This is a genomic window from Brevundimonas sp. AVps5, from assembly GCF_058681515.1.
The window spans coordinates 276,280-288,658 of sequence record NZ_CM178740.1; the positions used below are offsets into that span (position 1 = coordinate 276,280).

At 68.8% G+C, this 12,379-nt stretch carries 12 protein-coding genes and 1 pseudogene; 9 read left to right on the forward strand and 4 right to left on the reverse strand.

From position 1 onward, the window contains the following. Positions 1-7 precede the first annotated feature (7 nt). Positions 8-1,687: a M20/M25/M40 family metallo-hydrolase gene (locus ACW18A_RS01385; RefSeq protein WP_492023034.1), complete on the reverse strand. Its 1,680-nt coding sequence runs from the start codon at positions 1,685-1,687 to the stop codon at positions 8-10. A 124-nt stretch (positions 1,688-1,811) separates the two neighbouring features. Between ACW18A_RS01385 and ruvC the strand changes: the two are divergent. From ruvC to ruvB, 3 genes and pseudogenes are all read left to right on the forward strand, one after another. Further along, positions 1,812-2,324: pseudogene (gene ruvC / locus ACW18A_RS01390) on the forward strand (crossover junction endodeoxyribonuclease RuvC); the annotation flags it as partial. A 146-nt stretch (positions 2,325-2,470) separates the two neighbouring features. Beyond that, the gene (ruvA, locus tag ACW18A_RS01395; protein WP_492023035.1) at positions 2,471-3,088 is read left to right on the forward strand and encodes a Holliday junction branch migration protein RuvA; all 618 of its coding nucleotides are present in this window, start codon (positions 2,471-2,473) and stop codon (positions 3,086-3,088) included. Positions 3,089-3,266: 178 nt separating this feature from the next. Continuing rightward, positions 3,267-4,301, forward strand: a complete 1,035-nt coding sequence (gene ruvB / locus ACW18A_RS01400; RefSeq protein ID WP_492023036.1) for a Holliday junction branch migration DNA helicase RuvB — start codon at positions 3,267-3,269, stop codon at positions 4,299-4,301. A 1-nt stretch (position 4,302) separates the two neighbouring features. On the opposite strand, the gene ACW18A_RS01405 is transcribed toward ruvB, so the two are convergent. Next, a complete protein-coding gene (locus ACW18A_RS01405) occupies positions 4,303-5,829 on the reverse strand; it encodes a serine hydrolase domain-containing protein (RefSeq protein WP_492023037.1) in 1,527 nt (508 codons plus the stop codon). A gap of 121 nt (positions 5,830-5,950) precedes the next feature. On the opposite strand from ACW18A_RS01405, the gene ACW18A_RS01410 reads away from it, so the two are divergent. The 5 genes from ACW18A_RS01410 (at position 5,951) to ACW18A_RS01430 (ending at position 10,046) form a co-directional block, all read left to right on the forward strand. Continuing rightward, on the forward strand, positions 5,951-7,414 hold the full coding sequence (locus tag ACW18A_RS01410; protein ID WP_492023038.1) for an alpha/beta hydrolase: 1,464 nt from the start codon (positions 5,951-5,953) through the stop codon (positions 7,412-7,414). Next, on the forward strand, positions 7,411-7,857 hold the full coding sequence (gene ybgC / locus ACW18A_RS01415; RefSeq protein WP_492023039.1) for a tol-pal system-associated acyl-CoA thioesterase: 447 nt from the start codon (positions 7,411-7,413) through the stop codon (positions 7,855-7,857). Before ACW18A_RS01410 ends, ybgC begins: the two co-directional genes overlap by 4 nt. A 149-nt stretch (positions 7,858-8,006) precedes the next feature. Next, on the forward strand, positions 8,007-8,780 hold the full coding sequence (gene tolQ, locus ACW18A_RS01420) for a protein TolQ (RefSeq protein WP_492023040.1): 774 nt from the start codon (positions 8,007-8,009) through the stop codon (positions 8,778-8,780). Between the two features lie 21 nt (positions 8,781-8,801). Continuing rightward, positions 8,802-9,257 (forward strand): protein TolR, encoded by a 456-nt coding sequence (tolR, locus tag ACW18A_RS01425; protein WP_492023041.1) that lies wholly within the window; start codon positions 8,802-8,804, stop codon positions 9,255-9,257. Between the two features lie 3 nt (positions 9,258-9,260). Then, positions 9,261-10,046 (forward strand): hypothetical protein, encoded by a 786-nt coding sequence (locus ACW18A_RS01430; protein WP_492023042.1) that lies wholly within the window; start codon positions 9,261-9,263, stop codon positions 10,044-10,046. Here ACW18A_RS01430 and ACW18A_RS01435 read toward each other — a convergent pair. Then, positions 10,043-10,483 (reverse strand): TA system VapC family ribonuclease toxin, encoded by a 441-nt coding sequence (locus ACW18A_RS01435; RefSeq protein ID WP_492023043.1) that lies wholly within the window; start codon positions 10,481-10,483, stop codon positions 10,043-10,045. The genes ACW18A_RS01430 and ACW18A_RS01435 overlap by 4 nt on opposite strands. Further along, positions 10,480-10,692 carry a CopG family transcriptional regulator gene (locus tag ACW18A_RS01440; RefSeq protein ID WP_492023044.1) on the reverse strand — a complete coding sequence of 71 codons (213 nt, stop codon included), beginning with the start codon at positions 10,690-10,692 and terminating at the stop codon, positions 10,480-10,482. The genes ACW18A_RS01435 and ACW18A_RS01440 overlap by 4 nt, the downstream gene beginning before the upstream one ends. Positions 10,693-10,888: 196 nt before the next feature. On the opposite strand from ACW18A_RS01440, the gene tolB reads away from it, so the two are divergent. Beyond that, positions 10,889-12,298 (forward strand): Tol-Pal system beta propeller repeat protein TolB, encoded by a 1,410-nt coding sequence (gene tolB / locus ACW18A_RS01445; RefSeq protein WP_492023045.1) that lies wholly within the window; start codon positions 10,889-10,891, stop codon positions 12,296-12,298. The last annotated feature ends 81 nt before the right edge of the window (positions 12,299-12,379 follow it).

A 12,379-nucleotide genomic window follows, 5' to 3' on the forward strand; every position in this document is an offset into this window, starting at 1 on the left:
TGAGCCCCTATTCGCCCTGCCTGGCGTAGAGTTTGACGATCTCGAACAGGAAGTCGCGGCCTTCGTAGAGGGAGCGGACGCGGATTCGTTCGTTGAGGCCGTGGACGCCGCCGCCGTCCGGGTCGCCGAACATGCCGGTGACGCCATAGGTCGGGATGCCCGCCGCATTGGTGAAACGGCCGTCCGTGGCCCCCGTCGCCATGGTCGGCAGGATCGGCACATTCGGCCACATCCGGCCCGCGACCTCGCGGATCGGGCCCATGACGGCGTCCGACAGTTCCGGTGGCGGGGCGGTCGGGCTGGGGCGGCCGACGGGGATGATCGAGATCGCCGCATTGTCCATCAGGCGCGTCAGTTCGGCCTGGGTCTCCGCCACCGTGTGGCCGGGCAGGATGCGGCAATTTATGTTGGCGGTGACCTTTTGGGGCTGGGCGTTCGGCGCGTGGCCGCCGTTGATCAGGGTCGGAATACAGGTCGTGCGCAGGGTCGCGTTCCAGGACGGATTGGCGGCCGAGACGCGGGCTGCCGCCGCTGCATCGGGACCTGAGGCGGCGCTGATCGCGCGCATGTCGGCCGCGTGCTGCGGCTGGGTCTCGGCGAGGGCCGCGAAATAGGCGCGGGTGACCGGGTTCAGCTCCAGCGGAAAATCATAGGCGCCGACACGGGCGAGACCCGCCGCCATGGCGACGATGGCGTTGTCCTTCCTCGGGCGGGAGGAGTGGCCGCCGGGATTGGTCAGCTCCAGCGTATAGTCCTGGTAGATCTTCTCGCCCGCCTGGACGGCCAGGGCGACGCGGTTGCCCTCGGCGTCGAGCAGGCCGCCGGCGCCTTCGTTAAGGGCGAAGCCGGCCTGGAGGGTCTGCGGGTGATTGGCGAGCAGCCACTCGACGCCGTTGTGGACGTCGGCGGTCTCCTCGCCGCAGGTCAGGGCGATCCTGATGTCGCGGGTCGGGGTGAAGCCGTCCTGTTTCAGGCGGATCAGGGTGTCGACCCAGACGGCGGCCTGGGCTTTGTCGTCCGAGGCGCCGCGCGCGTAGAAATAGCCGCCCTCCTCGATCAGGGTGAAGGGATCGCGGGTCCAGTCGGCGGCCCTGGCCTCGACCACGTCGATGTGGGCCAGCAGCAGGAGGGCGGGTGCCGAGGCGTCGGAGCCGTGCAGGGTGGCGACCAGATTGCCGTCTTTCGGCCGGTCGGCCGGGGCGAGGACCCGGACGTCGGCTGCCGGATAGCCGGCGGCGGTCAGGTGCGCGCCCATCCGCTCGGCGGCGAGGGTGCAACTGCCTTCCGACAGGGTCGTGTTGGTCTCGACCAGTTCCTCATAGAGGGCCCGGAAGGCCAGCTGGTCGGTGCGAGGCGCCGGAGTGGTCTGCGCGCGGCTGGAGGTGGCGATGGCCATGGCCACGCCGAAGACGACCACGATGACGGCGACGCCGGTCAGCAGTCGCTGGCGGGACTTGCGGACCGCCGCATAGACCGGCTCGTCGAGGTAGTAGACGCCGGCCTGGGCCTGACGGATCGCGTTCTGGCGCAGCAGGCCGCGCAGGGCGAGGCGGGCCAGGTTCCTGTCAGGGGCGAGGGGGATGGCCTTTTCGGGCGAATAGGCCTCGGCGGCCTTGAGCGCCTCGATCATCCGACGCTCGGCCTGCATTCTCTGGGCCGCGATGACGGCGCCTGCGCTGTTGCTCATAGTCCGCTCCCTGTGCGGGAGGGACGCTATGCCCAAGCCGGCGGAAGGGGAAGCGGTCGCAGACGCGAGCGACGGACGCCTTGGTCATTGTCCGGTAACCCTGATTGCGGCATGACTGGAACGAATGACGAACAGCATGATTCACCAAAGCGGGGGGACCCGGATCCTGGGACTGGATCCCGGCCTGCGCCGCACCGGATGGGGCGTGGTGGTGGCCGAAGGGTCGCGGCTGCGCTGGGTCGCGCACGGGGTGGTGACGCCGCCGGAGACCGCGCCGCTGTCCGAACGCCTGCTGTGGCTGCTGGAAAAGGTCGGCGAGGTCTGTGCCGCCCATGATTGCGACGAGGCGGCGATCGAGGAGGTCTTCGTCAATGTGAACCCGTCGTCGACCCTGAAGCTGGGCCATGCCCGGGCGGCGGTGATGCTGGCTCCGGCGCAGGCCGGGCTGTCGGTGGCGGAGTATTCGCCCAATCTCATCAAGAAGGCGGTGGTGGGGGCCGGGCATGCCGACAAGGGGCAGATCGCCTTCATGGTGAAACGGCTGCTGCCGGCCTCCTGTCAAGGACAGGCCGGGGACGTGAAGGCGGATGCGGCGGATGCCCTCGCGGTGGCCATCACCCATGCGCAACTGAGGAAGCGGACCCTGCTTGTTCCTCCCCCGTTGGGGGAGGGGGACCGCGTCGCGGTGGAGGGGGCCAACCCCAGACACCTTCTTCGCGGTGAGCCCCCTCCACCCCAGCGCAAGCGCGCTGCGGTCCCCCTCCCCCGATGGGGGAGGAATACATGATCGGTCGCTTGAGGGGCGTGCTGGCCGAGGTCGAGGAAGGGCACTGCCTGATCGACTGCGCGGGGGTGGGCTATGTCGTCGCCTGTGGCGCGCGGACCCTGACGCGGCTGCCGGCACCGGGCGACGAAGCGACCCTGCATGTCCATTCGCAGTGGAGCGAGGACGGGGGGCCGCGGCTTTACGGTTTCCTGACGCGCGACGAGCGACGGGCGTTCACGACCCTGCTGGCCATCCAGGGGGTGGGGCCCAAGGCGGCGCTGTCGGTTCTGGACGTGCTGCCGCCGGGCGAACTGGCGAGCGCCGTGGCGCGGGACGACAAGGCCGCGATCGGCCGGGCCAACGGCGTGGGGCCGAAACTGGCGCTGCGGATCGTCACCGAGCTGAAGGGCAAGTCGCTGGGCGATGTGTCGTTCACGCCGTCTGTGGCGGGCGTGCACGCCGAGATCGCGCCGCCGGTCCCGAGCGTGACGGGCGAGGCGGTCTCGGCCCTGCTGGGGCTGGGCGTGGCCGAGGTCAATGCGCGCCGGGCCGTGGATCAGGCCCTGATCCGGCTGGGCGACGAGGCCGAACTGTCGGCCGTAATCCGGGCGGCCCTGCAGGAGCTGGGGCGGTGAGAGGTCTTCACTTCCCTTCTCCCCTTGCGGGAGAAGGTGGCAGCCGAAGGCTGACGGATGAGGGGTCACGCCGACTGCTGGGGTGGGTGGATCAGGCGCGGATGGTTGAGGTTAGCGAGACCCCTCATCCGACCTCGCTTCGCTCGGCCACCTTCTCCCGCAAGGGGAGAAGGACGTTATGACCGACGACCGCATCATCTCGCCCGAGCCCGCCCCCGGCGAGGCCTACGACCGCGCGCTGCGGCCGCAGACCCTGTCGGAGTTCGTCGGTCAGGAAGCGGCCAAGGGCAATCTGAAGATTTTCATCGACGCGGCACGGAAACGCGGCGAGGCGCTGGACCATGTGCTGCTGTTCGGACCGCCGGGGCTGGGCAAGACGACGCTGGCGCAGATCGTGTCGAGGGAACTGGGCGTGGGCTTCCGGGCGACCTCGGGGCCGATTCTGGCCAAGGCGGGGGACCTGGCGGCGATCCTGACCAATCTGGAACCGCGCGACGTCCTGTTCATCGACGAGATCCACCGGCTGGCTCCGACGGTCGAGGAGATCCTCTATCCCGCCATGGAGGACCATGTGCTGGACCTGATTATCGGCGAGGGACCGTCGGCGCGGTCGGTGCGGATCGATCTCGCGCCCTTCACCCTCGTCGGGGCGACGACGCGGGCGGGGCTGCTGGCGACGCCACTGAGGGACCGGTTCGGGATTCCGTTGCGGCTTGAGTTCTACACGCCGGAGGAACTGGTGCGGGTTATCACCGGTGCGGCACGCAAGATGGGGACGCCGATCAACGACGAGGGCGCGCGGGAGATCGCGTCGCGGGCCCGGGGCACGCCGCGCGTGGCCGGACGATTACTGCGCCGGGTACGGGACTTCGCCGAGGCCGAGGGCGCGGCAGTGATCGACAGGCTGGTGGCGGCGCGGGCCCTGTCGCGGCTGGAGATCGACGAGGTCGGGCTGGATTCCAACGACCGCCGCTTCCTGAAGGCCCTGATCGAGAACTACGGTGGCGGGCCGGTCGGGATGGACACCCTGGCGGCGGCGATCGCCGAGGCGCGCGATGCGGTCGAGGATGTGATCGAACCTTATCTGCTGCAGCAGGGCTTTATCCAGCGGACCCCGCGCGGGCGGATGGCCTGTGCGAAGGCCTATGCGCACCTGGGCCTGAGCGAACCGCCGAAGCCGATGGTCCCGCCGCAGGGCGGTCTGTTCGAATAGATCAGGGCGCGTCCGGGATCAGACGATAGTTGAGCGCCTGGATCGACCAGGGCGTGGTTGGAGCCAGCAGGACCCGGCCCAAGATATGGCCGTTCTCACAGGTCCAGTCGAAGACGCCGGACAGGGCGCCTGTGCCGACGACGGGCGTGTCGGTGAGGCAGTCGCCGGCGTCGGTCTTCGCCGCCGTCAGGACGGTGCGCCAGTTCCCGACCGAGCGGTCCATCAGGAAATTCATCGCCAGCCGATCCTGCTCCACGGACACGTCCCCGGCGGCCCAGATGGAGCCGGCTGCGGCATAGGCCGAGGCCAGGTCAGCGCTGACGGGAGTCTCGCGAACCGGAGCGGCGCCCGAGCGGACGATCAGGCTGGCGGCCTCCAGCAGGGGCGCGGACGGGCCGGCGTAGGTTCGGTTGGCGAAGGCGAACAGGCCCAGCCCCCGCTCCGGCAGCAGGATCATATAGGACCCGTAGCCGGGGTAGCCGCCGCCATGGGCCAGGACCGGGCCGAGCTCGCAATCGGTCGAGACCCGCAGACCCATGCCGTAGGCGACCCCGACCGGGCAGGGCGTTCCGTCGGGCAGGGTGCGGACGCTGGCGGAGACGAAGTTGGAGCCGGTCGCCATCTCGCGCACCGTCGAGCGGCGGACCGGGCCGGTCTCTGCGTCGTCGCGGGCGGGCCAGGCGGACAGGAGGAAGGCGATCCATTTCGTATAGTCGGGAGCGCTGGTCTGGACCCCGCCCATCGATCCGAACACGCCGTGACGCATGTCCGGCTCGGGCACCCAGGCCTCGTTCTCCCAGCGGTAGCCGAGGGCGCGCTGGACCGGGTTCGAGGCGAAGACGTCATAGCCGGTCGAGTTCATGCCGAGCGGCTGCATGAGCTCTTGCTGGATATAGTCATTGTACGGACGACCGGAGACATTGGTCACGATCCGCCCCAGCAGGGCGTAGCCGAAATTGGAGTATTCGAACGCCATCCCGGGCGCGCGGGTGAAGGGGACGCCCGTTTCGAGCATGGCGGTGAATTCGGCCTCGGTCAGGACCTGCTGCCGGTCGCCCCAGGGATCGTCGGTGACGAAGCCCGCGGCGTGGTTGAGCAGGTCGCGGACCTTGATCCGGGGCGAATCCGCCGTGGGCCAGGTCCAGTTCGCCATCTCCGGCACATGGGTCTCGGCGAGGTCGTCGAGGGACAGTTTTCCCTCGTCGCGCAGCTTGAGGATCGCCAGGGCGGTGAAGGCCTTGGACATGGAGGCGATGCGGAACAGGGAGTGCAGGTCGACCGGTGCCTGGCTGGCCAGATTGCGCCGGCCGGTGAAGCGGGCGTGGCGAAGCTGACCGTTCAGGACGACGCCCCAGATCAGGCCGGGGGCGTGGGCCTGGGCCTGCCAGCGGTCGAAGTTCGCATCGATCTGCGCCACCGCCTCGTCGAAGGTCGTGGGGGCGGGCGCGGGCGCCGGGGTCTGGGCGAGGCCCGGCGTGGCGGTGACCAGAGCCAGGGCGGCGACGGCGGCGGTCAGGCGGCGATGCATGGCTTTCCCTTCAACGGACAACAGCTAACGCGTCGGTCGCGTGGCGCGCCAGTTAACTTTTGCAGGCCGCTTGCAAAGCGCGGGGCGCGGGACTTTGGTGTCGGTGAACCGGAGACCGACCATGATCCTTCGCGCACTCGCTGCCCTGTCCGTGCTGTCCGGCGGGATCGCGCTGGCCGCGCCCGCCATCGCCGCCGATCCGGTGTTCACCGACACCGCCTGTCCGGCCGAGTGGCCGACCGGAGTGCGCGAGGTTCGTTGCGGCACGCTGACGGTCGACGAGGCGCGCGACGGGTCGAGCGAGCGGCGGATCGACGTCGCCGTGGTGATCGTCAAGGCGTCGACGCCGTATCGCGACGCGTCGGGGCATCTGCTGCCGCCTGTGGTGAATTTCCACGGCGGGCCGGGCGGGGCCTCGACGCCGGGCGTCGGTCGCATGTTGCAGGCCGCGCAGCAAAACCCGGACGCCCTGGCCGTCGATCAGGACATGATCTTCTTCGACCAGAGAGGTGCCGGTCTGGGCTCTCCGTCGATGGATTGTCCGGGCGTCGAACTGACCGACGCGGGGCCGCCGTCGGACGAGGATCGCGACGGGCTGATCGCGTGTCTGCGGGGCTATCAGGCGCAAGGGATCGATCTGAACTGGTACAATGCCGCCGCCATCGCCGACGATGTGCGCGACCTGACGCAGGTGCTCGGGCTGGAAAAGATCGACTTGCGCGGCGGCTCTTACGGGCCCCGGATCGAGGCCGCCGTCATCACCCATCAGCCGCAGATCGTGCGCGCCGTCGTGATGGACAGTCCGTGGCCGCCCGAGGGCAACTGGGCCGTGGGCACGCCCGAGCAGGTCTCGACCGCGGTGCGGATCATCCTCGCCAAATGCGCGGCCCAGGCGGACTGCAGCGCCCGCTATCCCGACATGCAGGCGCGGTTCGAGGTCGAGGCGCGGCGCTGGCTGGCAGGACCGATCACGGGCAGGGACGGGCGGACGTTCAATGTCGACGACCTGTCCGCCTTCCTGATGGACACCACCTACAGCCGGGTCGGGGTGCGCCGCCTGCCGGCCGATCTGGACAGGATCCTCGCCGGCGACCTGACGCCCGTCGCCGAAATCGCCGAGAGCCGGACCTACTATTTCGAAGGCCAGCACATGGCGCACCTGTGCAAGGAGGAGCTGCCGTTCGAATCGAAGGCGCGGCTGGTGGCCGGGGCGGCGGGCGATCCGGTGGCGGAGGTGCTGGTTCCGTCACTGTCGCGGCTGTTCGACGTCTGCGAGGCGATCGGCGAGCGTCCGGCCGATCCGATCGAGAACGCGCCGGTCGTGACCGACATCCCGACCCTGTTCGTCGCCGCCGAGATCGATCCCGGCTGCCCACCGGCCCTGACAGAGGCCGCCGCACGGGGCTACGCCAACAGCCAGGTGGTGATCGTGACCAACGCCACCCACGGGGTGATCAACGCAAGCCCCTGCACGCGGGCGATGGCGCGGGACTTCCTGCGCGACCCGTCGGCGCCGGTGGACCGCAGCTGTCTGCCGGCCGCAGGCACGCCGCTGGACTTTACCCTGGATCCGCCGGCCGCATGATCGACCAACCCACCGCCGGCCGTTTCGAAGGCCGGGCGCACCTGTTGCCGGTGCGGGTCTATTACGAGGACACCGACTTCACCGGGGTGGTCTATCACGCCAACTACGTCCGGTATTTCGAGCGCGGGCGGTCGGATTTCCTGAGGCTGGCGGGCATCGGCCACACGCAGTTGCTGGAGATCGATCCGCCGCTGGCCTTTGTGGTGGCGGAGATGAAGCTGCATTTCATCAAGCCCGCGCGGATCGACGACGCCCTGGTGGTGCGGACCACCTATGACGCTGTGAAAGGGGTGCGGCTGCTGATCTCCCAGGTCATCGAGCGGAAGGGTGAGGCGCTGTGCCGGGCCGATGTCACCGCGGTCTGCATCCATCTGGACGGCCGGCCGCGCAGACCGACGAAGGCGCTGGTCGAGGCGGTGACGCCGTGGCTGGCAAACGACTGACGGACTGGTAACTTGCTGGAAGCCCGGGCGCGGCTAGACTCGCGCGCGGCTTCGTCAGGAATCGACGGCCGTCCAATACGCCCCCCGGCCATAGAACCGCCACGCCGCATGGCTCGATAGAGTCCGACTGCACTTCCCAGGATCCGCCCATGACCGTCGCCGCCACTGTCGCCTCCGAAGCTTCGATGCTGAACCCGGTGACCCTGTTCCTGGCCGCCGACTGGGTGGTGAAGAGCGTGATGGTCGGCCTGGCCGTCGCCTCGGTGTGGTCGTGGACGGTGATCATCGACAAGGCCTTTCGCTTCACCGCCCTGAACACCCAGGCCAACGCCTTCGAAAAAGCCATCGCCTCGGGCCGGTCGCTGGAGGATGTGGCGGCGCAGGCGGGACCGGAGCCGGAGCATGCCCTGCCGCGCATGCTGTTGATCGCCCTGTCGGACTGGCGCGAGACGCGGCGCAAGGGTCCGCTGACCGATACCGAGGGCAATCTGCTGATCTCGCGCATCGACCGCAGCCTCGATTCCCTGATCGCGCGCGAGGGCCAGCGGATCGAGGAAGGCCTGGGCGTGTTGTCGGTGGTCGCCACGGCCTCGCCCTTCATCGGCCTGTTCGGCACGGTCTGGGGCATCATGAACGCCTTCGGGCGGATTGCGGCGGCGGGGAACACCAATCTGACGACCGTTGCGCCGGCTATCGCCGAGGCCCTGTTCGCCACGGCCATCGGCCTTGCGGCGGCCATTCCGGCCTATATCGCCTACAACAAGTTCTCCATCGACGCGGGCAAGTTCACGGGCCGTCTGGAAAGCTTCGCCGACGACCTGCAGGCCGCGGTGGCGCGCCGTCTGGGCGGAGGCTCTGCGCCGGTTGCGCCCCCGCCGCCGCCGCCGTCCGCCCCTGACCTGTCCTTCCGCCGGAGCGTCTGAGTCGTGGCCGGTGGTGGGGCGATGGGCGGAGGCGGAGGCCATGTGCGGGGCCGACGCCGCGCCCGGAAACGGCCATTGAGCGAGATCAACGTCACGCCCCTGGTGGACGTGATGCTGGTGCTGCTGATCATCTTCATGATCTCGGCACCGCTGCTGACCGTGGGCGTGCCGGTCGAACTGCCCAAGACCGAGGCCAGCGCAGTCGAGACCGACAAACCGCCGGTGACGGTGTCGATCGACCGCGAGGGCGCGATCTTCGTCCAGCGCGACGAGACGGCCTACGACGCCCTGACGGACCGGGTGGCGGAAGCCGCCGAGGGCACGGACCGCGAGGACCTGTCGATCTTCGTGCGCGCCGACGGGCGCGCGCCCTATCAGGCAGTGGCGCGGGTCATGGCGCGGCTGTCGGCGGCCGGTTTCACCAAGCTGAACCTGATCACCGATACGGCGGAACCGGCTCCGGGCGGGGAAGGCTGAGCCATGGTGGCCTCGCGTCCGTCACCGGCGGTCCTGGGCGCGCTGCTGCTGCATGCGGGCGTGGCGGCGATGTTCCTGATCCGCTGGCCCGAGAGCGAGGCCGAGATCATGCCGACCGTGTCGTCGGTGCCGGTGTCGATCATCTCCTCGGCAGTGGTCGAGGCCGCCGCGCCCGACAATCCTTCGGAAGAGCTGGTGACCGAGGAGGCCGCGACCGCGCCGGTCGAGACGCCGCCGGAACCGGTCCCGCCGGCGCCCACGCTTCCCGCTCCGACCCCGCGGCCCACGCCGACTCCGACCCCCAGACCGACCCCGCCCCGTCCGACGCCGCCGAGGCCCACGCCGCCCCGTCCGACGCCGCCCCGACCGGCTCCGGCCCAGCCGCAGCCCTCGCTGGATCTGGACGCCCTCGCCGGTCCGCGTCGGCCTGCGCCGACGCCGGGGCCTCGCGCGCCGACGGGCCAGCAGGGGCGGGGACAGGCGGCGCAGGCGACGGGACCGCAGCTGACCGCCATCTTCAACCAGGTCTATCCGAACTGGACCCTGCCCTGCGACATCCCCGGGGCGAACCAGCTGCGGATCGAGATGGACGTGACCCTGTCGGCTGAAGGGCGGATCACCTCGGGCCCGACACTGCGCAATCCACGATCCGATTCGGTCTATCGCGCCGCTGCAGACGGGGCGCTGCGAGCCATTCGCCAGACGGCCCCGTTCGATGTTCCGGCGGGTTTCCCGGGCGGCGCGTTCAGGCCGACGTTCAACACCGAACGGGCATGCCGGAACCGCTAGGCGTCTGCGCTTTTGATCAGCGCCAAGGCTTCGGCTCCGCCCTTGACCGCCCGCGGCGAAAGACGTCGGTCGAAGGTCGCGAGACGCCCGCCGTTGTGCACGGCCAGAGCGAGAAGGTAGGTGTCGGTGATCTGGCCGTGACTGGTCAGTCGTGCGGTATCCACGAGCGGTGATGACAGCAGGCTGATGGATTCCGGCCAGAAGACATGGCCTGGTCGCTGGCAGACCCGCTTGAGAATCTCCGCCATGTCCGACGCAGTTCCCTGCATCTGATAGGACGGCTTGCCGGCGATGCGAATGAAGGCGTGTTGCGTAATCGGACACGTCGCCCAGCCTTCGTCGATGGTTTGTTCAAACCATGCTTTGGCATAGGCGTTGTGGACGTGATCGGGGTCAATCAGAGCGATCAGGACGTTCGCGTCGAGAAGATGGATCAACCGTCTTCATCCCTCGCAGCGTTGACCATCTGCATCGTCACGACGGCCCCGCGCCTTGGCAGCTGCGGGAAGCCGTTCCACATTTCCAGCTCCGGGCCCGATGTCTCGAAGGACTTGCGCAGGCGCTCGGACACCACGTCCCCGATTGAACGATTTTCGTGGTCGGCGATCGCTCTGGCTCGCTCCAAAAGGTCATCGTCGATGGTCAACGTCGTTCTCATGGCCGGAGCATAGCGCATCACGCATCACGCATCAATTCCTGACGATGCCTGACGGGACCGCCCGGCAAAGGTTGCCGTCCCGAAAGTCGCCCCATTCGCCCGCAAGCTTCAGCCTGTACTGGCGTTTGTCACACGGTCTGGCGATAAGGACCGGGACATCTCGCCAGGCCTTGAGGAGACACCGATGCGTCTGAACCTGCTTCTGAGCACCGTGGCCGCCATCGGCATTGCCGCGACCTCGATGGCGCAGGCCCAGTCGACGCGGGATCTGAACGGCCCTTCGCGCCAGCAGACCCAGGCCCAGCCGGCCCAGACGGGCGAACCGATCGAGGTCGAGATCGATCAGGGCGTGCTGCGGCCGTTCCAGATCGCCGTCGCCCCGTTCAGCGGCCAGAACGGTGCCTCGATCGCCGATGTTCTGTCGGGCGACCTGCGCCGCTCGGGCTTCTTCGAGCCGATCAACCCGGCCAGCTTCATCGAGACCAATCTGAGCCTGGCCAATGCGCCGAACTTCCCGCAGTGGACCCAGATCGGGGCCCAGGCGGTTCTGTACGGTTCGGTCTCGCCGCGACCGGACGGCCGGAACGACTTCGGCTTCCGACTGTATGACCCCTACCGTCAGTGCCAGCTGGTCAGCTACAATTTCACCGCCACGCCCGAGCAATGGCGCCGGATCGCGCACAAGATCGCCGACGTCGTCTATGCCCGGATGACCGGCGAGACCGGCATCTTCGACACCCGCATCATCTATGTCGCCGAGAGCGGCACGGAGCTGAACCGCCTGTCGCGCCTCGCGATCGTGGATCAGGACGGGTACAACCCTGTCTTCCTGACCGATGGCTCGGAGATCATCCTGACGCCGCGCTTCTCGTCCAACTCCGACGAGATCACCTATATGGCGCTGGGCGAGGACTACAGCCGTATCTACCTCTACAACCTGACCACCGGTCGTCGTGAAAGCCTGGGCGAGTTCGACGGCCAGGCCTTTGCGCCGCGCTATTCGCCGGATGGGTCGAAGGTCGCCTTCTCGATCGTCCGGGGCGGCAATACCGACGTCTATGTGATGAACCTGAGGACGCGGCAGCTGTCTCGTCTGACCAGTGATCCGGGCGTCGACACCTCGCCGTCGTTTTCGCCGGACGCGTCGCGGATCGTGTTCAACTCCGACCGGACGGGGACGCCGCGCCTCTATGTGATGAACGCCGACGGCTCGGGCCAGCGGCCGATCTCGCGGGGCGGTGGCAGCTATACGGCTCCGGCCTGGAGCCCGCGCGGCGACCTGATCGCCTTCACCAAGTCCGGCGGCGGCCAGTTCGGCATCGGGGTGATGGGCGTCGACGGGTCCGGCGAACGGATGCTGAGTCGCTCCTATTTCGAGGAGGGCCCGTCCTGGGCTCCCAACGGCCGCTACCTGATGTTCTCGCGCCAGACGCGCGGCGGGAACACCAACCTGTGGATGGTCGACCTGTCCGGCCGCGTCATCGCCCAGTCGGGATACCAGGGCCGGGGTTCAGACCCCGCCTGGTCGCCGCTGCTGGACGAAAGCCCCAGCAACCTCGGCGTCGGTCAGGGGGCCGACAGCTGCTCTTCGTAAAAAGCCGTTCGGGGGACCCGCCCGAACAACAGTGCGTTATCGCCGGAGACGGCACAGACAAAAGCCACGGTTCGCGACCTA